This is a genomic window from Pseudomonas sp. JL23 (assembly GCF_056933585.1).
Genome location: NZ_CM167795.1, coordinates 378,501 through 404,968, shown reverse-complemented (window position 1 = coordinate 404,968; position 26,468 = coordinate 378,501). Strand labels below are relative to the sequence as shown.

Annotated in this window: 26 protein-coding genes and 1 pseudogene; 10 read left to right on the top strand and 17 right to left on the bottom strand. The window is 60.8% G+C overall.

What is annotated here, in order from left to right; all coding sequences use genetic code 11:
* The first annotated feature begins 3 nt into the window (after positions 1-3).
* From AC1Z24_RS01935 to AC1Z24_RS01925, 3 genes are all read left to right on the top strand, one after another.
* Positions 4-1,104, top strand: coding sequence for a PepSY-associated TM helix domain-containing protein (locus AC1Z24_RS01935; protein WP_483744356.1), 1,101 nt, complete (start codon positions 4-6; stop codon positions 1,102-1,104).
* Positions 1,101-1,283 (top strand): hypothetical protein, encoded by a 183-nt coding sequence (locus tag AC1Z24_RS01930; protein ID WP_483744355.1) that lies wholly within the window; start codon positions 1,101-1,103, stop codon positions 1,281-1,283. Before AC1Z24_RS01935 ends, AC1Z24_RS01930 begins: the two co-directional genes overlap by 4 nt.
* A gap of 79 nt (positions 1,284-1,362) precedes the next feature.
* Positions 1,363-1,977 carry a glutathione S-transferase family protein gene (locus AC1Z24_RS01925; RefSeq protein WP_483746502.1) on the top strand — a complete coding sequence of 205 codons (615 nt, stop codon included), beginning with the start codon at positions 1,363-1,365 and terminating at the stop codon, positions 1,975-1,977.
* Positions 1,978-1,980: 3 nt separating this feature from the next.
* Here the strand turns inward: AC1Z24_RS01925 and AC1Z24_RS01920 are convergent, their stop codons facing one another.
* The 5 genes from AC1Z24_RS01920 to rloA2 all read right to left on the bottom strand — a co-directional run bounded on the left by AC1Z24_RS01920 (position 1,981) and on the right by rloA2 (position 6,357).
* Complete coding sequence (locus tag AC1Z24_RS01920; RefSeq protein WP_483744354.1) at positions 1,981-2,211, bottom strand: hypothetical protein; 231 nt, start codon at positions 2,209-2,211, stop codon at positions 1,981-1,983.
* A complete protein-coding gene (gene creD, locus AC1Z24_RS01915) occupies positions 2,208-3,572 on the bottom strand; it encodes a cell envelope integrity protein CreD (RefSeq protein WP_483744353.1) in 1,365 nt (454 codons plus the stop codon). Before creD ends, AC1Z24_RS01920 begins: the two co-directional genes overlap by 4 nt.
* A 126-nt stretch (positions 3,573-3,698) precedes the next feature.
* On the bottom strand, positions 3,699-5,117 hold the full coding sequence (gene creC / locus AC1Z24_RS01910; protein WP_483744352.1) for a two-component system sensor histidine kinase CreC: 1,419 nt from the start codon (positions 5,115-5,117) through the stop codon (positions 3,699-3,701).
* Entirely contained in the window at positions 5,117-5,797 is a 681-nt protein-coding gene (gene creB, locus AC1Z24_RS01905; protein ID WP_483744351.1) for a two-component system response regulator CreB, read from the bottom strand. Before creB ends, creC begins: the two co-directional genes overlap by 1 nt.
* A 59-nt stretch (positions 5,798-5,856) precedes the next feature.
* The gene (gene rloA2, locus AC1Z24_RS01900; RefSeq protein WP_483744350.1) at positions 5,857-6,357 is read right to left on the bottom strand and encodes a retropepsin-like aspartic peptidase RloA2; all 501 of its coding nucleotides are present in this window, start codon (positions 6,355-6,357) and stop codon (positions 5,857-5,859) included.
* 176 nt (positions 6,358-6,533) lie between these two features.
* Here rloA2 and AC1Z24_RS01895 point away from each other — a divergent pair, with 176 nt between their 5' ends.
* The 4 genes from AC1Z24_RS01895 (at position 6,534) to AC1Z24_RS01880 (ending at position 9,589) form a co-directional block, all read left to right on the top strand.
* Positions 6,534-7,427, top strand: a complete 894-nt coding sequence (locus AC1Z24_RS01895; protein WP_483744349.1) for an acyltransferase — start codon at positions 6,534-6,536, stop codon at positions 7,425-7,427.
* A 240-nt stretch (positions 7,428-7,667) separates the two neighbouring features.
* Positions 7,668-8,303: a sigma-70 family RNA polymerase sigma factor gene (locus tag AC1Z24_RS01890; RefSeq protein WP_483744348.1), complete on the top strand. Its 636-nt coding sequence runs from the start codon at positions 7,668-7,670 to the stop codon at positions 8,301-8,303.
* Positions 8,300-8,974, top strand: a complete 675-nt coding sequence (locus AC1Z24_RS01885; protein WP_483744347.1) for an anti-sigma factor — start codon at positions 8,300-8,302, stop codon at positions 8,972-8,974. The genes AC1Z24_RS01890 and AC1Z24_RS01885 overlap by 4 nt, the downstream gene beginning before the upstream one ends.
* A 36-nt stretch (positions 8,975-9,010) precedes the next feature.
* Positions 9,011-9,589 carry a hypothetical protein gene (locus AC1Z24_RS01880; RefSeq protein ID WP_483744346.1) on the top strand — a complete coding sequence of 193 codons (579 nt, stop codon included), beginning with the start codon at positions 9,011-9,013 and terminating at the stop codon, positions 9,587-9,589.
* 66 nt (positions 9,590-9,655) lie between these two features.
* Here AC1Z24_RS01880 and fdhA read toward each other — a convergent pair whose 3' ends face one another.
* The 9 genes from fdhA to AC1Z24_RS01835 form a co-directional block, all read right to left on the bottom strand.
* Complete coding sequence (fdhA, locus tag AC1Z24_RS01875) at positions 9,656-10,855, bottom strand: formaldehyde dehydrogenase, glutathione-independent (RefSeq protein ID WP_483744345.1); 1,200 nt, start codon at positions 10,853-10,855, stop codon at positions 9,656-9,658.
* 150 nt (positions 10,856-11,005) lie between these two features.
* Positions 11,006-11,863 (bottom strand): formyltetrahydrofolate deformylase, encoded by an 858-nt coding sequence (gene purU, locus AC1Z24_RS01870; RefSeq protein WP_259108083.1) that lies wholly within the window; start codon positions 11,861-11,863, stop codon positions 11,006-11,008.
* A 133-nt stretch (positions 11,864-11,996) separates the two neighbouring features.
* Positions 11,997-12,629 (bottom strand): sarcosine oxidase subunit gamma, encoded by a 633-nt coding sequence (locus AC1Z24_RS01865; protein ID WP_259108082.1) that lies wholly within the window; start codon positions 12,627-12,629, stop codon positions 11,997-11,999.
* A gap of 137 nt (positions 12,630-12,766) precedes the next feature.
* Positions 12,767-15,787 (bottom strand): sarcosine oxidase subunit alpha, encoded by a 3,021-nt coding sequence (locus AC1Z24_RS01860; protein ID WP_483744344.1) that lies wholly within the window; start codon positions 15,785-15,787, stop codon positions 12,767-12,769.
* Entirely contained in the window at positions 15,784-16,095 is a 312-nt protein-coding gene (locus tag AC1Z24_RS01855) for a sarcosine oxidase subunit delta (RefSeq protein ID WP_259108078.1), read from the bottom strand. Before AC1Z24_RS01855 ends, AC1Z24_RS01860 begins: the two co-directional genes overlap by 4 nt.
* A gap of 158 nt (positions 16,096-16,253) precedes the next feature.
* On the bottom strand, positions 16,254-17,504 hold the full coding sequence (locus tag AC1Z24_RS01850; protein WP_259108076.1) for a sarcosine oxidase subunit beta family protein: 1,251 nt from the start codon (positions 17,502-17,504) through the stop codon (positions 16,254-16,256).
* A gap of 16 nt (positions 17,505-17,520) precedes the next feature.
* Positions 17,521-18,774: a serine hydroxymethyltransferase gene (glyA, locus tag AC1Z24_RS01845; RefSeq protein WP_413310087.1), complete on the bottom strand. Its 1,254-nt coding sequence runs from the start codon at positions 18,772-18,774 to the stop codon at positions 17,521-17,523.
* Positions 18,775-19,050: 276 nt separating this feature from the next.
* Complete coding sequence (gene alaC, locus AC1Z24_RS01840) at positions 19,051-20,271, bottom strand: alanine transaminase (RefSeq protein ID WP_483744343.1); 1,221 nt, start codon at positions 20,269-20,271, stop codon at positions 19,051-19,053.
* A gap of 219 nt (positions 20,272-20,490) precedes the next feature.
* Positions 20,491-21,237, bottom strand: coding sequence for a TraX family protein (locus AC1Z24_RS01835; RefSeq protein ID WP_483744342.1), 747 nt, complete (start codon positions 21,235-21,237; stop codon positions 20,491-20,493).
* Positions 21,238-21,471: 234 nt separating this feature from the next.
* On the opposite strand from AC1Z24_RS01835, the gene AC1Z24_RS01830 reads away from it, so the two are divergent.
* Positions 21,472-22,512 carry a threonine aldolase family protein gene (locus AC1Z24_RS01830; RefSeq protein WP_259108066.1) on the top strand — a complete coding sequence of 347 codons (1,041 nt, stop codon included), beginning with the start codon at positions 21,472-21,474 and terminating at the stop codon, positions 22,510-22,512.
* 112 nt (positions 22,513-22,624) lie between these two features.
* Here AC1Z24_RS01830 and AC1Z24_RS01825 read toward each other — a convergent pair whose 3' ends face one another.
* Both AC1Z24_RS01825 and AC1Z24_RS01820 read right to left on the bottom strand, forming a co-directional pair.
* A complete protein-coding gene (locus AC1Z24_RS01825) occupies positions 22,625-22,927 on the bottom strand; it encodes a cell division protein ZapA (RefSeq protein WP_483744341.1) in 303 nt (100 codons plus the stop codon).
* Positions 22,924-23,157, bottom strand: a complete 234-nt coding sequence (locus tag AC1Z24_RS01820; RefSeq protein ID WP_483744340.1) for a hypothetical protein — start codon at positions 23,155-23,157, stop codon at positions 22,924-22,926. The genes AC1Z24_RS01825 and AC1Z24_RS01820 overlap by 4 nt, the downstream gene beginning before the upstream one ends.
* 289 nt (positions 23,158-23,446) lie before the next feature.
* On the opposite strand from AC1Z24_RS01820, the pseudogene AC1Z24_RS01815 reads away from it, so the two are divergent.
* Positions 23,447-24,169, top strand: a pseudogene (locus AC1Z24_RS01815) (MCP four helix bundle domain-containing protein); the annotation flags it as partial.
* 30 nt (positions 24,170-24,199) lie between these two features.
* On the top strand, positions 24,200-25,072 hold the full coding sequence (locus AC1Z24_RS01810; RefSeq protein WP_483746501.1) for a methyl-accepting chemotaxis protein: 873 nt from the start codon (positions 24,200-24,202) through the stop codon (positions 25,070-25,072).
* Positions 25,073-25,206: 134 nt separating this feature from the next.
* Here the strand turns inward: AC1Z24_RS01810 and gbcB are convergent, their stop codons facing one another.
* A complete protein-coding gene (gene gbcB, locus AC1Z24_RS01805) occupies positions 25,207-26,307 on the bottom strand; it encodes a glycine-betaine demethylase subunit GbcB (protein ID WP_259108055.1) in 1,101 nt (366 codons plus the stop codon).
* Positions 26,308-26,468 lie beyond the last annotated feature (161 nt).

Below are 26,468 nucleotides of genomic sequence, written 5' to 3'. Positions count from 1 at the left end.
GCTATGAAAAGCCAGACTATCCGGCGCTGGTCCGCGATCCATACCTGGACCAGCCTGATCTGCACCCTGTTTCTGCTCATGCTGGCCCTGACCGGCCTGCCGTTGATCTTTCATCATCAGATCGACCACCTGCTGGGTAACGCGCCGCAGTACAAGGCGATGCCCGCCGACGCTCCACGCCTGAACCTGGACCAACTGATCAAGGCAGCCGAGGCGCACCGGCCCGGTGAAGCCATGCAGTATTTTGCCTGGGAAGAAGACGAACCCAATGGCGTGATGGCCATCATGGCCGCCACACCGGGCACCGAGCCCAACTCGTCCCACACCTTCATGCTCGATGCCCGTACCGGTGAGGCTCTGGAAATGCCTTCGGCCAACGGTGGCTTCATGATGGTCATGCTGCGCCTGCATGTGGACATGTACGCCGGGCTGCCGGGCAAACTGCTGCTGGCCTTCATGGGCCTGATGTTCGTCCTGGCGATTGTCTCCGGGGTCGTGCTCTACGCGCCCTTCATGCGTCGCCTGCCGTTCGCCACCGTGCGCCCGGAAAAGTCCACGCGCATCCGCTGGCTCGACCTGCATAACCTGATCGGCGTCGTCACCCTGAGCTGGGCGCTGGTGGTGGGCTTGACCGGGGTGATCAACGCTTGCGCCGACCTGCTGATCACCTCCTGGCGCAACGACAGCCTGGCGGCAATGATCGCGCCCTATCGCGACGCTCCGCCCCTGACCCAACGGGCGCCGGCTGCGGATCTGTTGAAGCTCGCGGAAACAGCAGCACCGGGCATGCAGGCCGACTTCATCGCCTTCCCCGGCACCCTGCTGTCCAGCGAGCATCACTACGCAGTGTTCATGAAAGGCGCCAGCCAGCTCACCTCGCACCTGCTGACGCCGGTATTGATCGACGCCAGTAACCTCAAGCTCACGGCCGTGGTCGAGCGCCCCTGGTACATGGACGCGCTGGGCCTGTCGCAACCCTTGCACTTCGGTGACTATGGCGGCCTGCCGATGCAGATACTCTGGGCGGCGCTGGATGTCCTGAGCATTCTGGTACTGGGCAGCGGCCTATACCTGTGGTGGGTGCGGCGGCGGGTGAAGGCATGAAGAACTCGACCTTCTGGAAAGTCTTCGCCGCGCCCACGGCCATCGCTGTGCTGACCCTGGCCGGGCTGTTCGCCGCCCTTCTCGGTGATGGCGCCTGGGATGCGCTGTCATGGCTGGCCATGGGCATCTCCACGGCGTTGAGCCTGAAGGGTTTGCTCACGCGCAAAAAGCTGTCGTAACTGGAGATTGCAGACGAGCGGTGCCCTGACTAGTCTATGGTCCTGTTCGACTCCAGGAGGCTCCATGATCAATACCGACATGACGTTGCACTTCAACGCGGCTTCACCCTTTGCCCGCAAGGTATTGATCCTGCTCCACGAGACCGGGCAACTGGATAAGGTGATTCTGCTGCCGACCCCGGTTACGCCGGTCAATCCCGTCGAAGACCTCAATCAGGACAACCCTGCCGGCAAGATCCCGGCCCTGCGCCTGGCCGACGGCAATGTCATCCATGACAGCCGGGTGATCCTCGACTACCTCGATCACCATCACAACGGCACCCCGCTGATCCCCCGCTCCGGCCCGGCACGCTGGCGGCGCCTGACCCTGGCCTCTCTGGCCGATGCCGTACTCGACGCCGCCGTGCTGATCCGCTACGAGACTTTCCTGCGCCCCGCAGACAAACACTGGGATCTTTGGCTGGACAACCAGCATGAAAAAATCCAGCGCACCCTGGCCTACTTCGACACCGAGACCATCACCGAACTCGGCACCCACTTCGACATCGCCGCCATCGGCATGGCCTGCGCCCTGGGCTACCTGGACTTCCGCCAGCCCGACCTCGGCTGGCGCAGCAGCTACCCGCGTCTGGCCAACTGGTACGCCGACGTCAGCCAGCGCCCGTCGATGTGGGCGACACAGCCGCCGGTTTGATGGTTAGGCAAATGGACGACCTGAAATCCAATCTGTGGGAGCCGGCTTGCTGGCGATAGCGATATCACAGGCGGCATATTTGCTGACTGACACGCCGCCATCGCCACCAAGGCGGCTCCGACAGGGTGCAATCAGCGACCATTTTTCGGGGCGATCTGGAAACAACTGTGCAATCTCCGCAATCAACCGCGCCCCCATAGCCTGATCCTCCCGCGTCCCCAGCCACCTACTCATGGACGGCCTCCTCGATCTTGAACTCCAGGTTTAGCCAGGGCCACGCCGTACCAGTCGAGCTTGCGGGTCACGATCATGAACACACCGAGCAGGCCGAACAGCAGCAACGAGCCCATCAGCAGCGCATAGTCTTCGGCACCCAACAGGCCGTAGAGCAGGGCATACAGCGCCGCCAGCCCCGCCGTAAAGCCCAGGCCATGCTGCACGCTGCGCAGCACATGGCAGACATAGAAGCCGATCAGCAACACACAGGCAGTGGCCGACAGCAGGTAGGCCAGGGCAAAACCAATGTGCTCGGACATCGACAGCAGCAACAGGTAGAAGAACGCCAGCGAAACCCCGACCAAGGCATATTGGATCGGGTGCACGGCCATGTTTTTCAGCACTTCGAAGAGGAAGAAGCCGGCGAAGGTCAGGCCAATGAACAGCAAGGCATATTTGATCGCCCGGTCGCTTTTCAGGTACTGGTCCACCGGTTCGACAAAGCTTACGCCGAAACTGCGATTGCTCAGCTCCACGCAGGGGGCGGCTTCATGACAACGAGTCAGGGCCTCTTCCAGGTTGGTGGAAAAGAACGAGGTCTGCCAGTTGGCGCTGAAGCCCGTGTCAGAGATCTCCCGGTGGACCGGCAGGTAACTACCGATGAAACTCGGGTGCGGCCAATCCGCGTTCAGCACCACCTCGCTGGACTTGCCCACGGGGGTTATGCTGAATTGCCCGGTGCCTTGCAGAATCAGATCGAACGAGAAATTCAGCCGCGTCGCCTGCCTGCCATCAATGGCGGGCAGATTGGCACTCAAGCCATCGCCCAGCCAGTCCATCCGTGTGCCGGGGTCAAAATCCACTTCCTGATCATTGACGTTCAACTTCACGATATTTTGTATGCCGCGCGTATCGCTGATGCCCACTGACAGATAGGGCTGGTCGAACTGATAGCTGTCGAAGTCTTCAGTAATGCCCAAGTGTTCCGGAAGTTGGAAATGCCCCTCAATGGTATTGCTGGCGCGAAACAGCCGTGCCTCATAGATGCCCCGCGAGCGCAGCTCGGTGCTGATCTTGCCATTGAGGATGAATTTATCTGGCAGAAAGTACAGTAGCCCCCGGTCCTGGGTCGTCTCCAGCACGCGCTCGTTGGTTTGCGTATTGGTTTTCCACTGGCGGACAGTCTTGCGAAAGGGCACCACCACCAGCGGCCCGCTCAGTTGCTGGCTGTAGCTGGAACTATGGGCAATATCCTCCAGCACTGCGTCACGCCGGGCCTGGCGATCACCGATCATGCCGTCGATCATCATCAGCGGCACCAGCAACAGAATGATCAGGAGCGCGATCATTCCCAGTTTTATAGTCAGACTGCGATTCATGGGACTCTCCCTGTTTTTGATAGGCAGAGTCTGCAAGGGCTATGTGGGGGGTTTATGGGGGGAATGTGGGGATTGTGTGGGAATTGCCCGCTCGGAGCCGCGGCCCTCGCTTCAACGGGCGGAAAGTCACGGAATCAGCAGGGTGACCAAAACGCCTTGCTCAACATTACTGATACTCAACTCCCCCCCATGCAGCTGCACCACCTCTTCCACAAAATTCAGCCCCAGCCCAGTGCTCTTGCGCCCGGTAGCCGGGCGCGGCAGGGAATAGAAGCGCTCACTCAGGCGCGGCAGGGCGTAGTCAGGAATCGGTTCTGCGCTGTTGAACAAGGTGAACTGGATTCGCCCGCCAGTGCTTTGGGCGCTGAAACGCAAAGTGCCGCCCGGCGGGGTAAAGTCCAGAGCGTTCTCCAGCAGGTTGGCGATGGCCTGACGCAGCAGGAAGCGCTCGCCTATGATCGTCAGGTCGCTGTCGATCAGCAACTCGACTTGCAGATTCATCCGCTCGATCCGTGCGCTGCGGGTGCTGAGCAGATCATCCACCAACGCTGCCAGAAGCACCGCCACCTGCTCTTCCAGACCCTGGCGTTGTTCGACCATTGCCAGGTTCAGCAGACGCTCGATCAATTGCTGCACACGGGCACTTTCGCTGCTGATATTGCTGACGAAGCGCTGGCGCTGCTCGGCGGGCATATCGTCCTGCAGCAGCTCGGCCGCGCCACGAATGGCCGCCAGAGGGCTTTTCAGTTCGTGGGTCAGGGTATGCACATAGCGCTCGACGTAAGCTTTGCCTTCCAGTTGTGTGCGCATGTGCTCCACCGCCGCTGACAACTGCTCAAGCTCGCCGCCGCGATAGTGCGGCAGCTCGGCGCGACGGCCTTCACTGACCGCCTGGGCATAGCCGGTAAGACGGCGCAGCGCCTTGCCCAGCCACCACGACAGCAGTGCGCCAAACAGCAAACCGAGAATCACTAGCCCTGCGCCGTACAACAACAGACGGTGTTCGGCGCGGTCGACGTAGGGCTGCAACGAGCTATTGGGCTTGGCCACGGTCACGACACCGATGATCTTGCCGTCATCGCGGATCGGCGCCCCCACATGCATCACCGAGGAGTCCGGATTATCCGGATCGCTGCGGGTCGAGCGGGCGCCGTATTCGCCGCGCAGAGTCAGGTAGACGTCGTTCCAGCGCGAGTAATCCTGCCCCACCGCCAGACCGCTGGAGTCAAGCAGCACGATGCCCTTGGCGTCGGTGACGTAGATTCGGTTATTCACCTGATTCTTCTGCAAGCCCCAGATCTTCGCCGCTGGCTGGCGCAGACCGTAGGCCTTGAGCGCATCCGGCAGGCGGCTCTGGCTCAGGGTGCCGGCCTTGACGTCGTCGTGGAGGATTTCTGCCAGCAGGTTGGCGGTATCGACCAGGGTTTCTTCCGTCGACTGGCGCACGCCGGGGCGCACTTCTTTCATCACTGTGCTGAGCACGAAGTAGCCGGTCAGGGCTATGAACACGGCATAGACGAGGAAGATCCGGATGCTCAGGGGCATCAGCTGTGGCTCGGGCTATAGCTATAGCCGAGGCCGCGATGGGTCTGGATCGGCTCGGCGTCAGGGGCAATCAGGCGCAACTTGGCGCGCAGGCTCTTAATGTGACTGTCGATGCTGCGCTCGTATCCGGCGTCGGCGGCAGTGCCTAGGGCATCGAGCAATTGTTCGCGACTGAACACCCGCTCTGGCTGTTCCAGCAGGCTTTGCATCAGGCGAAATTCATGGCGGGTCAGGCTCAGCAACTGGCCGCGATAAGTGATCTGCACCCGCTCCCGATCGATGCCAAACAGCTCGCTGGCAGGCGCAGCTTCGGTGCGCGGCAGCAGGCGTTTGAGAATTGCCCGCACCCGCGCCGTCACTTCGCGCGGGCTGAACGGCTTGACCACATAATCATCAGCGCCGATTTCCAGGCCCACGACCCGGTCGATCTCTTCGCTGCGGGCGCTGAGAAACATCACCGGCACTTCGCTGAAGCGGCGCAGTTGCTTGCAGGTTTCGAAACCGGTGATGTCCGGCAGGCCGACATCGAGAATGATCAGGTCAGCCGGCATTGCGCGCTGATGCTCCACGGCGGCCAGGCCCAGGGTCAGCCAGGTCGTGGTGAAACCGTCGCTTTGCAGCGCGTAGATCAGGGTGTCGGCAATCGCGGCTTCGTCTTCGACAATCAGGATATGCGGCATGGCATCCGGGCCCGGCAATGGAAGGCCGCAAGGTGCCGGATGTCAGGCCCGGGCGTCAATCAGCAATCCGGTTTGTCGGCGGTAAAGCGCCGTGCCGGGTTGACCGCGGCATTGAACTCGCGCAACGCCTTGACCCCGATCAGCAGCGGATAGTTGAAGTGGCTGCGGTCGACCAGATTGACCTCGACGGTGTGCTTCTGGTTGCCCAGGCACAGTTCCAGCTCCACCACCGGGCGCTTGGTCGGATCGATGACCTCGTCTTCCTCTTCGCCGTCGGAGCGGCCCTTGATCTTGCTGATCCGCGCCACCTTGTGCTCAAAGACTTTGTTGTCGGCGTCCTTGGTGGCCAGGCGGAAACGCACCCAGTCCTCGCCATCACGCTGGAACAACTGGATGTCCTTGGCCGACAACGAAGCCGTCAGCGCGCCGGTGTCCATCTTGGCCTGGAAGGTCGCGCCGACTTCCGGCACACCAATGTATTCGAAGCGGCCATACAAGGTCGGCTCGGCGGCCATGACCGGCAAGGCCAACAGCGCCGACAACGCCAGAATCGATTTCATGCAGAGGTTCCTAAATGGCAATACGGGCGGGATTTTAGACTGCGCGCGGGGCAATCGTTCGTCTGTTCTATACATAAAGAGTCACAAACTGACACATTCATTCACGACCGCCGGGTTTGGCGTTGGCGGCACGGATCTTTATCATTGCGGGCCTTTTGCCTTGTATTGAGTGTTCTATGCGTCACCTGCTGACCGGTTGTTTCGTTGCGCTGCTGTTATTGCTCAATACCCTGACCCTGATTGGCCCGCTGCTGGTATTCGCGCTGCTCAAGCTGTTGTTCAAGGGGCGCATGCGTGACCGGATCTCCTGGGCAGTGATGTGGATTGCCGAGACCTGGGCTGAAATCAACAAACTGATCTTCAAGGCGTTCCTGCCGACCCGCTGGGATATCCGCGGTGCAGACGGCCTGCGTCGGGACACCTCGTATCTGGTGGTCAGCAACCATCAGTCATGGGTCGATATCCCGGCGCTGATTCAGGTATTGAACCGGCGCACACCGTTCTTCAAATTCTTCCTCAAGAAAGAACTGATCTGGGTGCCGTTCCTGGGCCTGGCCTGGTGGGCACTGGATTACCCGTTCATGAAGCGCTACAGCAAGGCGTTTCTGCAGCGGCACCCGCAGCTCAAGGGCCAGGACCTGGAAATTACCAAGGTCGCCTGCGAGCTGTTCAAGCGCCAGCCGGTGACCGTGGTCAACTACCTGGAAGGCACCCGCTTTACCCAGGCCAAGCACGATCAACAACAATCGCCCTATGTACATCTGCTCAAGCCCAAGGCCGGGGGAGTGGCTTTTGTCCTGGCGGCCATGGGCGCTCAGCTCGATGCCCTGCTCGATGTCACCGTGGTCTATCCGGGAGCACGCAAGCCGGGGTTCTGGGACCTGCTCTGCGGGCGCGTGCCACGGGTGATCATCGATATCCGCACCCATACCCTCGACCCGGCGCTCTGGGCGGGAGACTACGAAAGCGATCCGCAGCTGCGCAGCAAGGTCCAGGCCTGGGTCAATCAGCTGTGGCAGGAAAAGGATGCGCGGATTACCGCCTTGAGCAGCGAAACGTCCGGCCGTTGATCGGCTGGCTGCATCTGTTTGCTTGTCTCCTGCGTATGGATAAGGGCAACCACAGCGCAGGACTCGTGGGAGCCGCCTTGGTGGCGATCGAGTGCGAAGCGCTCGCAATGACGTCAGCGATTGAACCGCCGCCATCGCCAGCAAGCCGGCTCCCATAGAGTTTCCTTTCAACTCGAGCAATTGAGCTGCGTTTGACCAGCGCGGGCAAATATCTGCCCGCCCATGCAACGGGCCTCGACAATGTCTGGTACATCCGCGTGCCTTGATCTATCTTCTGCCTTCCTGCGGCGCTCCCCGAGCGCACGGGCCCGACACAGGAGAGTTGTCATTTCAGCAGTCGATATCGATCAGCTCCGGCAGTTACTCGCCCAATGTTCCCTGGGCAACCGTCGCGCCTTTGAAACCCTCTATCGCCAATCCAGCCAACGTCTGTTTGCCGTAGCCCTGCGCTGCATGGGCCGACGCGAATTGGCCGAAGAGGTGTTGCAGGAGGCCTTTGTGCGTATCTGGCACAACGCTGCGCGTTACGACGCCGCGTTGTCGGCGCCGATGACCTGGATGATCAATATCACGCGCAACCTGGCAATCGATCAGTTGCGCAAGCATCGCGAACTGCCGCTGACCGATGAACAGGCCATGGCGCTGTTCGATGACAGCCCTTCGGCCCATGATCAACTCGACAGCCAACGCCAGGCCAGCGCCCTGCAAGGCTGCCTGGAGACCCTCGAGGACAAGCAGCGCGAGTCCATTGTCATCGCCTACTTCCACGGCCTGTCCCACACCGATCTGGCCGAGCGCCTGGCGGCGCCGCTGGGTTCGGTAAAGTCGTGGATTCGTCGGGGCCTGGAACGCCTGCGCAGGTGCCTTGAGTCATGAACTATTCACAACCCGAACTGCGCCGCGCCCTCGCCGCCGACTACGTCATCGGCCTGATGCCCGGCACCGCCCGCCGCCGCTTCGAGCGCCTGCTGCTGGACGACCAGAGCCTGCGCGCAGAAGTCGCGCAATGGCAGGAAACCCTGGCCACTCTGACCACGCCCCTGAGCGATCAACCGGTGCCCGAGCGGGTATGGCAGGCCATCGTTGCGCGGATCGAACCGCAACACCTGCACGTTCCGGAAAAACGCCCGTTCTGGAACTGGCTGCGCATCGGCGCCCTGGCCTGCTCATTGCTGCTGGCCACCGTGCTGGGCGTGCTCTACAACCGCGACAACGCCACCTTGCGTGCGACCCTGGTCGCGGACAACCAGCAACCGGCGTTGCGTATCCGTGCCTACGACAGCTATCTGAAGGTCGAGCCGCTGAACCTCGCTGGCGTACAGGCCGACCGCAGTCTGGAACTCTGGGCGATCCCGGCCGACGGCAAGCCGGTGTCCCTCGGCGTGCTGCCGCGTGACGGCGACGGTCAGCTGCAGTTAAGCGACGCCCAACGCAAACTGGTCAGCGCCCCGACCACCCTGGCCATTACCCTGGAACCGCAAGGTGGCTCGCCAACCGGCGGCCCGACCGGACCGGTCCTGTATCAAGGCAAACTGGCAGCGCTGTAAGGCGCTGCGCGGCTCCATTCAACAAGGAAGTGCGACATGGTTGTGCAAATCGGCGGCGGCGCTGCAGCGGTGATCTTCCTCGGCATCGTGATAGTGCTGGGGCTCAACGAATGCTCCAAGGGGCCGCTGGAGCCGGAATTCCCCGCCAACACCTCGGACGAGCAGAAAGACTGGCTGAGAGTGCAGCACCGCATCCAGCGTTCGGATGCATCACTGGTCGATGTCAGCCGTGACCAGCAAGGGCTGACGATCCAATACCGCCCGGCCGCCGATCAAGCGCCCCCTTACGTGTGGAGCCACGAGATGTTCCGCATCGTCGCCGGCGGTCTGGCGGCCCTGAACAATGCCCCAGGCGGCAAGCAATACCGATTGGTGACAGTAAAGGCGCAGGTCCAGACGGCGCCCGATCACTATGTCGATGGCGCCACACTGGTGTACGACATGAGCGGCTTCGACGCGATCAAAACCAAACAGCGCGGCTACGACGACTTCGTCGACGCCCCGCAAAGTCTTACCCTGACAGCACCGGGGCGCAAGGTCGCTACAGAGGATTGTCGCGGCATGGAAGCAGGGTACTATCCCGGGTTCTGCGAGCGGGTGTTGCCTGCCAAATAATAATCCGCAAACAGAAAGAGCGACCGAGGTCGCTCTTTCTGTTTACATGGGAACGCTTGTGCAGCCTTACGCCGCGCTGAACAGTTTGTGCGGATCAATCACAAACTTCTTCGGCACGCCGGCATCGAACTCGCCGTAACCACGCGGTGCGTCGTCGAGGCTGATAACCTGGACGCCGACCACATCGGCAATATTGATGCGATCCCACATGATGGCTTGCATCAGTTGGCGGTTGTACTTCATGACCGGGGTCTGGCCGGTGTGGAAGCTGTGGGATTTCGCCCAGCCAAGGCCGAAACGGATGCTCAGGCTGCCCATTTTCGCGGCGGCGTCCACAGCACCCGGATCTTCGGTGACGTACAGGCCGGGAATACCGATCTTGCCTGCCACGCGCACTACGCCCATCAGGGAGTTGAGCACGGTAGCCGGTGCCTCATGCTGCACACCCGAGTGACCATGACCACGGGCTTCGAAGCCAACGGCGTCGACGGCGCAGTCCACTTCCGGCTCGCCCAGCAATGCGGCGATCTGTTCGTGCAGCGGGGTGTCGAGGGACAGGTCGGCGATTTCGAAGCCTTGGGCCTTGGCGTGCACCAGACGAGTCGGGTTGACGTCGCCAACGATCACCACCGCAGCACCGAGCAGACGGGCCGAAGCAGCAGCGGCCAGGCCTACCGGACCGGCACCGGCGATATACACCGAACTACCCGGACCAACGCCCGCCGTTACAGCACCGTGATAACCGGTCGGCAGAATGTCGGACAGGCAGGTCAGGTCACGGATTTTTTCCATGGCCTTGTCGCGATCAGGCAGTTTCAGCAGGTTGAAGTCGGCGTACGGCACCAGCACGTATTCGGCCTGGCCACCGGTCCAGTCGCCCATGTCGACGTAACCGTAGGCACCACCGGGACGCGCCGGGTTGACGCTCAGGCAGACGCCGGTGTGTTGCTCTTTGCAGGAGCGGCACAGGCCGCAGGCCACGTTGAAGGGAACGGAAACCAGGTCGCCGATTTTCAGGTTTTCGACGCCGCTGCCCATTTCGATCACTTCACCGGTGATCTCATGGCCCAGCACCAGGCCGACCTGGGCAGTCGTACGGCCGCGCACCATGTGTTGGTCGGAGCCGCAGATATTAGTGGATACCACGCGCAGGATGACACCGTGCTCGATCTTCCGGCCGCGCGGGTCCTGCATTTTTGGGTAGTCGATCTTCTGTACTTCGACCTTGCCGCCGCCGAGATACACCACACCACGATTACCAGACATGCATGTCACCTCTCTACTTGTTATTGGTTGGGTGAGTCGTCAATGAGCTTCAAGCTGCAAGCTTCGAGCTACAAGAAAAAGCAGCCGAATCCTGAAGTTGAAGCCTGTCGCCAGTTATCTTGCTTTCCTCTTGTAGCTTGTAGCTTTCGACTACAGGACAACCGTCCTGTTGGCATTCAGGAACACCCGCCGTTCAATGTGATAACCCACCGCCCGGGCCAGGGTCAGGCCTTCGATATCCCGGCCTTTGGCAATCAGGTCTTCGGGATAGTGGCTGTGGTCTACCACTTCTACGCCCTGGGCGATGATCGGGCCTTCGTCCAGGTCGTTGTTGATGTAGTGCGCGGTGGCGCCGACCAGTTTCACGCCCTTGTTGTAAGCCTGGTGGTAAGGCTTGGCGCCCTTGAAGCCGGGCAGCAACGAGTGGTGGATATTGATCGCCTTGCCATCGAGCTTGCGGCACAGGTCCGGCGACAGCACTTGCATGTAGCGGGCAAGAATCACCAGTTCGGCACCGGACTCCTCGATCACCTGCCAGACCTTGGCTTCCTGGCCGGGCTTGTCGTTGGGGTCGAGGGGAAAATGGTAGTACGGAATTTCGTGCCAGCGGGCCAGGGGTTCGAGATCCGGATGGTTGGACACCACCGCGACCACGTCCATGGACAGCTGATTGATGCGCTGACGATAGAGAAGATCGTTGAGGCAGTGATCGGCCTTGGAGACCATGATCACCACTTTTGGCCGATAGTTCGGCGCTGTCAGCTCGAAGATCATGCCAAAAGCCTGGCCGCGCTCGGACAGCCCGGCGCGGAAGGCCTGCTCGTCGAAACCCTCGGGTTGACGGAATTCGACGCGAATGAAAAAGCGACTCGACAGGCGGTCATCGAACGAGTGGTGCTCAGTGACATAGCAACCCTGTTCGAACAGATAACGGGTCACCGCATCCACCGTACCCAGCACGCTGGGGCAATCGGCAGTCAGAATCCATGTGTCGGGGGCGCGGCTCATCGGTTATCTCCTCAATTTGGCCCGGCGCCTATCAAAAGCAACCTGACCAACTGAATTAATGTGGCTTTTCTGTGGGACCGGCTTTAGCCGGGAAGGCGTATTCCCGGCTAAAGCCGGTCCCACAGGCCGGTAATCAGGCCTGAATGCCCAGACCGTACTCGGCCGCAGCATCCTGCAACCACAACCACCAGTAATCGGAGAAGCTGCGGCGGATCAGCAGTTCCCAGGTCTCTTCGCCGGTACGACGAATCACCAGTTGCGACTTGGCGAATACGGTGCCGACGGCCTTGCCGACCGGGAAGTTGTCCGGGTGCACGTCATAGCTGGTGGATTTCATCAGTACTTCACGGACCTTGGGACCGGTCAGTTCCAGCAGGGACTGGCCGCCGCTGACGTTGACGATAGCGATGTGCAAGCCAGCCAGGGCTTCGCGCAGTTTCTGCTCTGCGTCAAACTCCTCACCGGTCGGCACGATCAGCAGCCACTCGTCCGGGCCAAGCCATTGCAGGGAGCTGTCGCCGCTGCTGACCAGAGTCAGGGCGGACGGCAGTTCCATGCCCAGTGCCTTGTGGACGCCGGCGGCGAAGGCCGGGTCATGGGCGTCGCCCCGAATGGTCAGATGGCCCAGCAGTTTTTTCTCGCGCAGGATCACGCCAGGGTTGGTGCGGCCTTTGCCGATCAGGCTGCCGAGGTCGGCATGGAACAGCGGCGACTCAGCCTTTTCGCCGGTCGAAGGCCGCTGCTGGTAAACGTTGGCTGTGGTCATAAAGCACCTGTGTTGAATTCTGTGTGGTTCGGTAAGCCGGCCTTGTGGGAGCGAGGCTTGCCCGCGAAGAACGATGACGCGGTGTATCAGCTAAACCGGGTTGTTCCTTTCGCGGGCAAGCCCGGCTCCAACGGGCTTTACTCGATATTCTGCCGCTCACCCTTCGGATCGAAGAACACCGACGAGACGATCTCGGCCTCGATGAAACTGCCATCGGCCAGAGGTGCCCAGACCTTCTCGCCCATGCGCTTGAGACCACCCTTGACCACGCCCATGGCGAACGAGTAACCCAGCGAGTTGACCGCGTAGCTCGACGTCACGTGACCGACCATGGTCATCGGGATCGACTGCTTGGTGTCGAACACCAGTTGCGCGCCTTCCGGCAGCCACTTGTTCGGATCAACAGGCTTGAGGCCGACCAGTTGCTTGCGTTGATCACGCACGCAGTCTTCGCGATTCATGCCGCGCCAGCCGAGCCACGAGAACGGTTTGGTGCGACCGACACACCAGCCCATGTTCAGGTCGTCCGGGGTCATCGAGCCGTCTGTGTCCTGGCCTACGATGATGAAACCTTTCTCGGCACGCAGAACGTGCATGGTCTCGGTGCCGTACGGGGTCAGGTTGTACTTCTTGCCGGCCTCGACGATTTTTTCCAGGACACCCATGGCGTAGTCGGCCTGAACGTTGACTTCGTACGACAGTTCACCGGTGAACGAGATACGGAACACACGGGCCGGAACACCGCCGACCTTGCCTTCTTTCCAGGTCATGAACGGGAAGGCTTCGTTGCTCAGGTCGATGTCGGTGACTTCACTGAGCAGTTTGCGGCTGTTGGGGCCGGACAGCGTCATGGTCGCGTAGTGGTCGGTGACGGAAGTGAAGTACACCTTCAGGTCCGGCCATTCGGTCTGCTGATAGATTTCCAGCCATTGCAGGACGCGTGCAGCGCCGCCCGTGGTGGTGGTCATGATGAAGTGGTTGTCGGCGACGCAGGCGGTTACGCCGTCGTCGAAGACCATGCCATCTTCTTTACACATCAGGCCGTAGCGCGCCTTGCCCACATCGAGCTTGGTCCAGGCATTGGTGTAGATGCGGTTGAGGAACTCACGTGCATCCGGGCCCTGGATATCGATCTTGCCCAGGGTCGAAGCGTCGAGCAGACCGACGCTGGCGCGCACGGCCTTGCACTCGCGGCCGACGGCGGCATGGATGTCTTCACCGGCTTTGGGGAAGTACCACGGACGTTTCCACTGGCCGACGTCTTCGAATTCGGCACCGTTCTTGATGTGCCAGGCGTGCAGCGCGGTGAAGCGCACAGGCTCGAAGATGTGACCGCAGTGACGACCGGCTACGGCACCGAAAGTCACCGGTGTGTAGTTCGGGCGGAACATGGTGGTGCCCATTTCCGGGATGGTTACGTTCAACGAACGGGCGGCGATGGCCAGGCCGTTGACGTTACCCAGTTTGCCCTGATCGGTACCGAAGCCCAGTGCGGTGTAGCGTTTGACGTGCTCGACCGACTCGAAGCCTTCGCGGGTCGCCAGTTCGATGGCGGCAGCGGTGACGTCGTTCTGCAGGTCGACGAATTGCTTCGGCGCACGGGCAGTGGCTTTGTCGTGTGGCACCTGGAACAGCGCCAGCGTCGGCTCTTCAGCACGGCTCAGGGCTTTTGGCAGGACGCCTTCGACGGCTTTGAAACCGGCTTCGCTGGCTGCACGGACGCCGCCTTCGAAACCGTCGGCCAGGGAATCACCCAGGGCGTAGACGCCATTGATGCCACCGACACACACGCGTTTCTGCGGTGCTTCGCCCGGTACGAAACCGAGGATTTCTTCACGCCAGACCGGCTTGCCGCCCAGGTGGGAGGCCAGGTGGACGATCGGGCTGTAGCCGCCGGAGCTGGCGATCAGGTCGCAATCGAGCCATTCGCCAGGGCTGGTGACTTTGTGGCTGCGCACATCGATCGCAGCGACGCGGGCAGCGCTGACGCGCTTGCTGCCACGGGCTTCGATCACGGCACTGCCGGTCAGGATACGCACGCCTTTGGCGCGGGCTTCTTCAACCAACGCACCGCGCGGGTTATGACGGGCATCGGCCACGGCTATCACTTGCAGGCCGGCATCGAGCCAGTCCAAGGCAACGCGATAGGCGTAGTCGTTATTGGTCGACAGCACCAGTTTCTTGCCCGGTGCCACGCCGTAACGACGCACATAAGTAGAAACGGCACCGGCCAGCATATTGCCCGGCACGTCGTTGTTGCCGTAGACCAGCGGACGCTCGTGAGTACCGGTAGCCAGTACGACGCGCTTGGCGCGCACGCGGTGCATGCGCTGACGAACCTGGCCGATGGGCGCGCGATCACCGAGGTGGTCGGTCAGGCGCTCATGGATGGTCAGGAAGTTGTGGTCGTGATAACCGTTGACGGTAGCCCGTGGCAGCAGGATGACGTTGGTCAGGCCCTGCAGCTCGGCGACGACGGTAGCGACCCATTCAGCAGCCGGTTTGCCATCGAGGCTTTCGCGGCTGTCGAGCAGGCTGCCGCCGAACTCTTCCTGTTCATCGGCAACGATGACGCGAGCGCCACTGCGGCCGGCGGCCAGGGCTGCGGCCAGGCCCGAAGGACCGGCGCCGACCACCAGCACGTCGCAATGATGGTTCATCGCGTCATAGGTGTCAGGATCATTTTCGGTCGGCGAGCGACCCAGACCTGCGGCCTTGCGGATGTACTTCTCGTAGGTCATCCAGAAGGATTGCGGGTACATGAAAGTCTTGTAGTAGAAGCCCGGTGGCATCATCTTGCCGCCGACTTTACCGAGGATCCCCATGACGTCGTTGTTCACGCTTGGCCAGCCGTTGGTGCTGGTAGCGACCAGGCCCGAGTACAGCGCCTGTTGCGTGGCACGCACGTTGGGGATCTGGGTGGCTTCGGTCGCGCCGATCTGCAGAACCGCGTTCGGTTCTTCGGAACCTGCTGCGAAGATCCCGCGAGGACGCGAGTATTTGAAGCTGCGGCCAATGATGTCGACGCCGTTGGCCAGCAGGGCTGCGGCCAGGGTGTCGCCTTCAAAGCCTTGGTAAGTCTGACCGTTGAAGCTGAAGTTCAGCACCTTGGTCCGGTCGATGCGGCCGCCGTTGGGCAGACGATTGCTCTGGCTCATGCCTTGTCTCCCTTGTTCGTGGCTGCCGTATTGGTGAACTGGGGCTTGCTACCAATCGGATAGGTTTCGAGAATTTCGTAGGTCACGGTGTCACGGGTCGCGTTGAAGTACTGGCGGCAACCGGCCGCGTGAATCCACAACTCGTGGTGCAGGCCACGGGGGTTGTCACGGAAGAACATGTAGTCGCCCCACTGTTCGTCGGTGCAGGCATTCGGGTCCAGGGGACGTGGAATGTGAGCCTGGCCGGATGCGTGGAATTCCTCTTCGGAGCGCAGTTCGCCACAGTGAGGACAGAAGATGTGCAGCATGGGATTTCTCCTGTTAAAAGCCGCGTGAGAACTACTGCGCTCGGTAATACTGCGTTAAAAACAGGCGGAAAATGCTCATTTAGAACACCTAGACTCCGCTTTTCCGCCTGTTTTTGCCTTGTCTTACCTTCGCTCGTTACGTTCTCACGCGGCTTTGATTAGTGGGCGACAGCCGCGGCGCCGTGTTCATCGATCAACGCACCGTTGTGGAAACGGTCGATGGAGAAAGGCTTGGCCAACGGGTGCATTTCACCCTTGGCCAGGCTTGCAGCGAAGACGTTGCCCGAGCCCGGCGTGGCCTTGAAGCCACCGGTGCCCCAACCGCAGTTGAAGAACATGTTCGGAACGGGAGTCTTGGAAATGATCGGGCAAGCGTCCGGCGTGGTGTCAACGATGCCGCCCCACTGACGGTTCATGCGAACGCGCGAGAGCACCGGGAACATCTCGACGATGGCCTGAATGGTGTGCTCGATCACCGGGTACGAACCGCGCTGGCCGTAGCCGACCCAGCCGTCAATACCGGCGCCGATCACCAGGTCGCCCTTGTCGGACTGGCTGATATAGCCGTGTACGGCGTTGGACATGATCACGCTGTCAATAATCGGCTTGATCGGCTCGGAAACCAGGGCCTGCAACGGGTGCGACTCGACCGGCAGACGGAAGCCCGCCAGTTTGGCCATGTGCCCGGAGTTACCGGCTGTGACGACGCCGACGCGCTTGGCGCCGATGAAGCCTTTGGTGGTCTCGACACCGACGCAGACGCCGTTTTCCTTGCGGAAACCGATCACTTCGGTCTGCTGGATCAGGTCAACGCCAAGGGCGTCGGCGGCACGGGCAAAGCCCCAGGCCACGGCATCGTGACGGGCTACGCCGCCACGGCGCTGAACGGTTGCACCGATAACCGGGTAGCGAGTGTTCTTGGAGCAGTCCAGGTACGGAATCTCGTCCGCAACCTGTTTGGCGTTGAGCAGTTCGCCGTCCACGCCGTTGAGGCGGTTGGCGCTGACCCGACGCTCGGAATCACGCATGTCCTGCAGGGTGTGGCACAGGTTGTAGACGCCGCGCTGGGAGAACATCACGTTGTAGTTCAGGTCCTGGGACAGGCCTTCCCACAACTTCATGGCGTGCTCGTACAGGTGGGCCGACTCGTCCCACAGGTAGTTGGAGCGCACGATGGTGGTGTTACGGGCGGTGTTGCCGCCGCCCAACCAGCCTTTTTCGACCACGGCCACGTTAGTGATGCCGTGTTCCTTGGCCAGGTAATAAGCCGTTGCCAGACCATGCCCGCCGCCGCCGACGATAACCACGTCGTAGACTTTCTTCGGGGTTGGCGTACGCCACATGCGCTGCCAGTTTTCGTGGTGGCTGAGGGAGTGCTTGAAGAGGCCGAAGCCTGAGTAATGCTGCATGAGGGCTACTCCTGACTCAGCGGTAAACCGGGAAATCGGCGCACAGTGCCGCAACCTGGCGGGCAACGTCAGCCTCGACATCGGCATCACCGAGGTTGTCGAGAATGTCGCAGATCCAGCCGGCCAGCGTGACGCACTGGGTTACTTTGAAACCACGAGTGGTGACGGCCGGGGTGCCGATGCGCAGGCCCGAAGTCACGAATGGCGATTGTGGGTCGTTCGGTACGGCGTTCTTGTTGACGGTGATGTGCGAGCGGCCCAGGGCAGCGTCGGCTTCCTTACCGGTCAGGCCTTGCTTGATCAGGCTGACCAGGAACAGGTGGTTGTCGGTACCGCCGGAAACAACGTCGTAACCGCGATCGATGAACACCTGGGCCATGGCCTGGGCGTTGTCGATCACTTGCTGTTGATACGCCTTGAAGCCTGGCTCCATGGCTTCCTTGAAGCACACCGCCTTACCGGCGATCACATGCATCAGCGGGCCGCCCTGGGCGCCCGGGAATACAGCAGCGTTGAGTTTTTTCTCGATCTCTTCGTTGGCCTTGGCCAGGATCAGACCGCCACGTGGACCGCGCAGGGTCTTGTGGGTCGTGGTGGTGACCACATCAGCGTACGGCAGCGGGTTCGGGTACAGACCCGCGGCAACCAGACCGGCTACGTGAGCCATGTCGACGAACAGCAGGGCACCCACCTTGTCAGCGATCTGACGGAAGCGCGGGAAATCCAGAGTCTTGGAGTAGGCAGAGAAGCCGGCAACGATCATCTTCGGCTTGTGCTCGACCGCCAGGCGCTCGACTTCGTCGTAGTCGATCAGGCCGGTGGTGGTGTCGATGCCGTACTGCACGGCGTTGTACAGCTTGCCCGAAGACGAAACCTTGGCGCCGTGGGTCAAGTGACCGCCGTGGGCCAGGCTCATACCCAGAATGGTGTCGCCCGGCTGGATCAGTGCCAGGTAGACAGCGCTGTTGGCCGACGAGCCGGAGTGCGGCTGGACGTTGGCATAATCGGCACCGAACAGTTGCTTGGCGCGCTCGATAGCCAGTTGCTCGACTTTATCGACGTGCTCACAACCGCCGTAGTAACGCTTGCCCGGATAACCTTCGGCGTACTTGTTGGTCAGGCCGCTGCCCTGGGCTTGCATCACGCGCTTGCTGGTGTAGTTCTCCGAGGCGATCAGTTCGATGTGATCTTCCTGACGTTGTTCTTCGGCGTTCATGGCCGACAGGAGTGCATCGTCATAACCCTGGATCTGGTCTTGCTTGCTGAACATCGCGGATCTCCCAGCGGCGGCGCTGCGCCTGACTTTATCGATAGGGCTTGTGGACTGCCCTTTGTCAGCGATGGTAGGGCTCGGACGGGTCGGTCAGATGCCTACGGACGCCACGCAAAGGTGCGTTTACGACATGATCCGGATTTACTCGTAGGAGCGGCTTCAGCCGTGAGGCGTAAGTGCCGGTTTCTCGCGGCTGAAGCCGTTCCTACGGTATTTGTGCACAAACAAAAATCCCCCGATTGCCGGGGGATTTTTCACCTCAAGATGTCGCAATCAGGCCAAAGGCTTGTTCGCGACCAGACCGTCAGCACGGAACATGCCGCGAATACCGCGCACCGCCTGGCGAATCCGATCCTGGTTCTCGATCAGGGCAAAACGCACATGATCGTCGCCGTATTCACCAAAACCGATACCCGGCGACACGCAGACCTTGGCTTCAGCCAGCATCTTCTTGGCGAACTCCAGAGAGCCCATGTACGCGTAAGCCTCGGGGATCTTGGCCCAGACATACATTGACGCCTTGGGGTTCTCGACCATCCAGCCCAGCTCGTGCAGGCCCTTGACCAGTACGTTACGGCGCTGGCGGTATTGCTCGGCAATGTCCTTCACGCACTGCTGGTCGCCTTCGAGCGCCGCAATGGCCGCCACCTGCAACGGTGTGAAGGTGCCGTAGTCGTGGTAGCTCTTGATCCGCGCCAGAGCATTGACCAGTTCCGGGTTGCCGACCATGAAGCCGATGCGCCAGCCTGCCATGTTGTAACTCTTGGACAGGGTGAAGAACTCCACCGCGATGTCCTTGGCGCCGGGCACCTGCATGATCGACGGGGCTTTCCAGCCGTCGTAGACGATGTCGGCGTAGGCCAGGTCGTGAATGACCAGTACGTCGTACTGCTTGGCCAGGGCGACCACACGCTCGAAGAAATCCAGCTCCACGCACTGGGCGGTAGGGTTGGATGGAAAGCCCAGAATCATCATCTTTGGCTTGGGAATCGAACCACGAATGGCTTTCTCCAGCTCGGCAAAGAAATCCACACCGGGGATCAGCGGCACCGAGCGGACCTGGGCGCCGGCAATCACGGCACCGTAGATATGAATCGGGTAGCTCGGGTTCGGGACCAGAACTGTGTCGCCCTGATCGAGGGTGGCGAGCATCAGGTGCGCCAGACCCTCTTTCGAACCGATGGTGACAATGGCTTCGGTTTCCGGGTCGATATCGACCTCGTAGCGATCCTTGTACCAGTTGGAAATCGCCCGACGCAGGCGCGGAATCCCGCGGGAGGTGGAGTAGCCATGGGTGTCTTCGCGCTGGGCAACAGTGACCAGTTTCTCGACGATATGCGCTGGCGTAGCCCCGTCGGGGTTGCCCATGCTCAAGTCGATAATGTCCTCACCACGACGGCGAGCGGCCATTTTCAGCTCGGCGGTGATGTTGAACACGTAAGGGGGGAGTCGATCGATGCGCGAAAAGCGGCGCGGCGAACCTTGGTCTGCCATGAGAGCCTCTGAAGACGTAAGCGCCCGGAACCGTCCGAGCGACGCTGGCCGCATATGGCGGCCTGGGCAGAAGATAAATCCAATAATGGCGTTTTGTCTAATCCTGTTTTCGTGACTTCACAAACTTGTGGGAGCGAGGCTTGCCCGCGAATGAGACGACACGGACTCTCAGGAACACCGCGCTGAACAGTTCGCGGGCAAGCCTCGCGCCTACAGGAATCAGGCCAACAGTCTGGTGACGCCATACAACAGCAGAAAATGCGCCGGATAAATCCCGTACGCCCAGCGCCGCATCGGCCATACCCGCCCCGCGGGCTGTACGCGCAGCAACAGCACCCCCGCCAGCGGCGCCAGCACGCAGACGATCAGCGCACCAATGGAAATCGGATCGCCCCAAGCCACGGCGGCGAATATCTGCGACCAGGCGTTGCTGAACAGACACACCACGCCGGGAATCAGAGCAAAGCCAATAGGCCGTTCCAGCACCAACAGACAGGCCCAGGGCAGCAGCACGCCAAAAAAACCGAACATCAGCTTGTCCTGCAGCAAGGCCCCTAGCAGCACTGCAGCCAACGCCAGATTGCGGCTGACGGGCGAACGATGGCGCCAGCCCTGGGCCACCAGCATGCCCAAGGCGAGGGTGGGCAGTACGTTTAGCGTTTCCGCCTCTCCGGCCGGCATATACAGCCGATAGGGAATCTCCGCCAACCCGGCGAACAGCAACAGCCAACCCAGGTAGCGCCATTGCACACGCGGGCCTTCCAACCCGCGTACCCGCCGCGCCAGGTTCACGGCGATGACCAGGCAAAACCAGGGGAACGCCAGACGCCCCGGTACATACAGAACGTTAAGCGGTAAACCGATATAACGCAGGTGATCCAGCACCATGCTGGCCATGGCCAGCCACTTGAGCAGGTCCAGCGCCTTGTTGCGGCGCGGCAGGTACGGCGGGTTGGAAAGATCCATGGCACTCCGAAATATTGGGTTCTCTCAACAAACACAAGGCCAATATTGTGGGACCGGCTTTAGCCGGGAAGACGAAGGCACTATCGATACATTTGTAGCGTCAGGACTACCGCCTTCCCGGCTAAAGCCGGTCCCACAAATTCCATTCCAATTCAGATAATTGTGCAGGGCTTGATTGGCCCCAGCCCGCTTTTTGCTACAGTGCGCACCATAATCGATCACAAGGAACCGGCCATGTCAGACCAAAGCCAACAGTTTGCCAGCGACAACTATTCCGGGGTCTGCCCCGAAGCCTGGTCCGCCATGGAGCAAGCCAACCACGGCCACCAGCGCGCCTATGGCGAAGACCAATGGACCGCGCGCGCCGCCGATCATTTCCGCAAACTGTTCGAGACCGACTGCGAAGTATTCTTTGCCTTCAACGGCACGGCAGCCAACTCCCTCGCGCTGTCGTCACTGTGCCAGAGCTACCATAGCGTTATCTGCTCGGAAACCGCCCACGTTGAAACCGACGAATGCGGCGCACCGGAATTTTTCTCCAACGGCTCCAAGCTGCTGACCGCCCGCAGCGAAAACGGCAAGCTGACGCCCGAGTCGATTCGCGAAGTCGCCCTCAAGCGTCAGGACATCCATTACCCGAAACCGCGTGTGGTGACCCTGACCCAGGCCACGGAAGTCGGCAGCGTCTATCAGCCCGAGGAACTCAAGGCCATCAGCGCCACTTGCAAGGAACTGGGCCTGAACCTGCACATGGACGGCGCCCGCTTCGCCAATGCCTGCGCCTATTTGGGCTGCTCACCTGCAGAGCTGACCTGGAAGTCCGGGATCGACGTGCTGTGTTTCGGCGGCACCAAGAATGGCATGGCCGTGGGCGAGGCGATTCTGTTCTTTAACCACAAGCTGGCGGAAGACTTCGACTACCGTTGCAAACAGGCCGGGCAACTGGCGTCGAAAATGCGTTTCCTGTCGGCGCCCTGGGTCGGTCTGCTGGAAAACGACGCATGGCTCAAGCACGCCCGCCATGCCAACCACTGCGCGCAGTTACTGGCAGAGCTGGTCAAGGACATACCTGGCGTGGAGCTGATGTTCCCGGTGCAGGCCAACGGCGTGTTCCTGCAACTCTCGGAGCCGGCCATCGCGGCACTGACTGCCAAGGGCTGGCGCTTCTATACCTTCATCGGCAACGGCGGCGCCCGCTTCATGTGCTCGTGGGACACCGAAGAAGAGCGCGTACGTGAGCTGGCGGCGGATATTCGCCTGGTGATGAGCGCCTGACCTTATTTGTGGGAGCGAGGCTTGCCCGCGAACCTGACGACGGGCAATGTCTGGCATACCGCATCACAGCTTTCGCGGGCAAGCCTCGCTCCAACGAAGCCAGTGCCGACCCTCAGCCCTGGGCGATGGTCTTGGAAATCACATCTACCGTCGCATCGACCTGCTCCCGGCAGCGGTCAAGCTCTTCGCGGTGCTGTTGCTGCATTTCGATCTGCTGCGAGCACAGGTTCAGGGCCGCCAGCACCAGCAGGCGGTCGCCGATCAGGGTCGGATAGCGGCGCTTGGTCTCGGCCAGGGCTTTCTTGAGCATGCCAGTGGCTTGCAGCAGGGTGATTTCTTCGCCCGCCGGGGCCTTGATGGAGTAGTCGGTGCCGAGAATCGAGACCACCGTGACGCCGTTTTCGTCCTGGATCATGCGCTGACTGCACTGACGCGGGTGGCGCGTTCAACCAGGGCCTGGATACGTGCAGTCGTAACGCCCTGCTTCTCTTCCTGCTCCAACAGACTCAGCTGCAGACTGTCGTTGTCATCCCTGACTTGGGCAAGCTCGACGCTGAGCTGTGCGTTCGTGTCCTGCAGTTGCTGGTTCTGTTGCACCAGGTCGCTGACAAGTTGTTCCAATTGATTAAGGGATGCTTCCAACATTTTGATTTCTCGGGCGAATTTCAACGGGCGCACACGATAAAGAAAAGTCACTGGCCATGCCAGAAATTCGTGGGCGCATAAGGGCTCTGTTGACTATGTTTAGTCCTACAGGTTCCTGCTGTCGGTCGACTCGGAATCAGCGAGGATAGAAGCCATTTGCCATGAATATTATTTCAAAATGCTACGAATTCATTCAAGAATAGGCGTCCCGAACCGATAGCCAGCTACCAGAGTTACCTTTCCAGCCCGCTCACGGCCACCGCTCAACTTTCCCTACGGAAGATCACTCATGTCACTGCGCAACATGAATATTGCCCCGCGCGCGTTCCTCGGTTTTGCCCTGATCGGCGCCCTGATGCTGATTCTCGGTATTTTTTCACTCACGCAGATGAGCAATATTCGCCAGTCCGGCGACGTCATTGCCCGCGACAGCGTGCCCAGCATCCGCAGCCTGGACAAGATGATCGACACCAGCGTGCGTCTGCGGGTGTTGTCCTATCGCCTGCTGGTCAACCGTGATCCGGCGGTTCAGCAGAAAACGCTGGATGCCATGACCGCACGCTTCCAGCAAATGGGCATTGCCCAGGCTGTCTACGAAAAGCTCATCACCGCTGATGAAGAAAAATCGGCTTACAACGAATTCCTCCAGCTGCTGAGCCAGTACCGTCAGTTTGAAGATCGCATGCGCGGTTACAGCCGCGACAATAAGCTCGACGAGCTGGGCAAGATGCTCAATACCGAGCTGCAGCAGAACTCAGACCAGATGAACGTGGTGCTGAGCAAACTGGTAGAGATCAACGGCAAGCAGTCTGAAGATGCCAACCGCCAAGCGGCGAACCAATACTCTTCGGCCTTCAATATGGTGGTGGTCCTGCTGATCGTTGCCACGGTATTGACCCTGCTGTTCGCCTGGCTGCTGACCAACAGCATCACCCGGCCGATTTCCCAAGCGCTGACCGCCGCCGAAACCATTGCCGAGGGCAACCTGACCCATCCGGTCAAGGTTGACGGCACCGACGAAGCCGGCCGCCTGCTGGCCGCCATGCACAAGATGCAGCAAAAGCTGCGCGACACCCTGCAAAGCATTTCCGGCTCGGCCGATCAGCTTGCGTCGGCCGCGGAAGAACTCAACGCCGTCACCGATGAAGGCGCGCGCGGCCTGGCCCGGCAGAACGACGAGATCGAACAGGCCGCCACAGCGGTCAACGAGATGACCAGCGCCGTGGAAGAAGTCGCGCGCAATGCGATCAGCACTTCCGACGCCTCGAAAAACGCCACCAGTTCCGCCGGTGACGGTCGCGACTTGGTGCAGGAAACCGTCAGCGCCATCGAACGCATGAGCAGCGATGTGCAGGCGACTGCCGATCTGGTCGGTAACCTGGCGGAAGAGTCGCGGGATATCGGCAAGGTACTGGATGTGATTCGTGGCCTGGCCGATCAGACCAACCTGCTGGCGCTCAACGCCGCCATTGAAGCGGCGCGGGCCGGGGAAGCCGGTCGCGGTTTTGCCGTGGTAGCCGATGAAGTTCGTGCACTGGCCCATCGCACCCAGCAATCGACCAGTGAAATCGAGCGCATGATCGGCAGCATTCAGGGCGGTACGGAAAAGGCCGTGGGTTCGATGCGCAACAGCACCGAACGCGCGGCGTCGACCCTGAGCATCGCCAAGGGCGCCGGCCTGGCGCTGGATACCATCAATACCGCGATTGTCGAGATCAACGAACGCAACCTGGTGATCGCCAGCGCTGCAGAAGAACAGGCGCAGGTAGCCCGGGAAGTGGATCGCAACCTGGTGAATATCCGCGACCTGTCGGCGCAATCGTCCGACGGCGCGAGCCAGACCAGCGCGGCCAGCGGCGAGCTGACGCGCCTGGCGGTGGATCTGAACGGGCTGGTTTCGCGCTTCAGGTTATAAACGCAAACGCAGAGACATTGTGGGACCGGCTTTAGCCGGGAAGGCGATGAAGCAGGCGATAGAAATGTATCGATCCTGCCTGCGCTTTCCCGGCTGAAGCCGGTCCCACCAAAAAATAAAATCGTTCAGATCAATCAATACTCGATCCGCACATCACCCTTCGGCACGCTGCAGCACGACAGGATGTAACCCTCGGCCACGTCGTCGTCGGTGATGCCGCCGTTGTGTTCCATCTCCACTTCACCGCTGAGCTTCATCACCTTGCACGTACCGCAGATGCCCATGCCACAGGCCTTGGGGATCATCATGCCGAGCTTGGCTGCTGCGGCATGCACGGTTTCGCCCGGTGCAACGCGGATGCTCTTGCCGGTTTCGGTGAATTCGACCTGGTGCAGCTCGGAGGTGTCGACATCCGGCGCTTCGGCTGCCTGTTCGGCGTGCTCGACGGCATCGGCACGGGCTTCCGGCGGCGTCGCGCCAAAGGACTCCTCGTGGTACTGGGCCATGTTGAAGCCGGCGGCTTCCAGCAGACGCTTGACCGCATTCATGTACGGCGTCGGGCCGCAGCAGAACACTTCACGCTCCATGAAGTCCGGCGCCATGAGTTCGAGCATCTTGTGGTTCAGGTAACCGCGATAACCGGCCCAAGGCTCACCCATGCCGTATTTTTCGCAGATCAGGTGCAGGCTGAAGTTATCGATCCGCGACGCCATGTGTTCCAGCTCGCGGTGATAAATGATGTCTTTCGGCGAACGGGCGCTGTGCACGAAGACCATGTCGACATTGGCGTTGGTGTCGTAGAACCAGCGCGCCATGGACATGACCGGAGTGATACCGACACCGCCGCTGAGGTAGAGGATCTTCGGATTGGGGAAGTCGATGGCGTTGAACAGCCCGACCGGCCCGTGCACGGCCAGCTCCTGACCTTCATGCAGGGTGTCATGCAGCCAGTTGGAAACCTTGCCGCCCGGCACACGCTTGATGGTTACCGAGAAGCTGTAAGGAACCGATGGCGAGCTGGAAATGGTGTAGGAACGCATGATCTGCACGCCGTCGATCTCCAGCTCCAGGGTGACGAACTGCCCCGGCTTGAAGAAGAACAGGATCGGCTGGTCAGCCATGAAGCAGAAGGTCCGTACATCCCAGGTTTCCTGGATCACCTTGACGACGCGCACCAGGTGGCGGCCATTGGCCCATGTCTGGGTATTTACCGGGCTGAGGAAACTATTGGACATGCTGTTCTCCACGGCCGACTGTCGGCCTTATATGGGACGGATTCTGCGTAACGCGCAGGACGACCACTTACCTATCTGCGACATCGACGTACTTACGGCGACCAGCCCCCAACGACATGGGTTGCGACGTCGGGAACGGATGCGGCCATGTCGCCCATGGA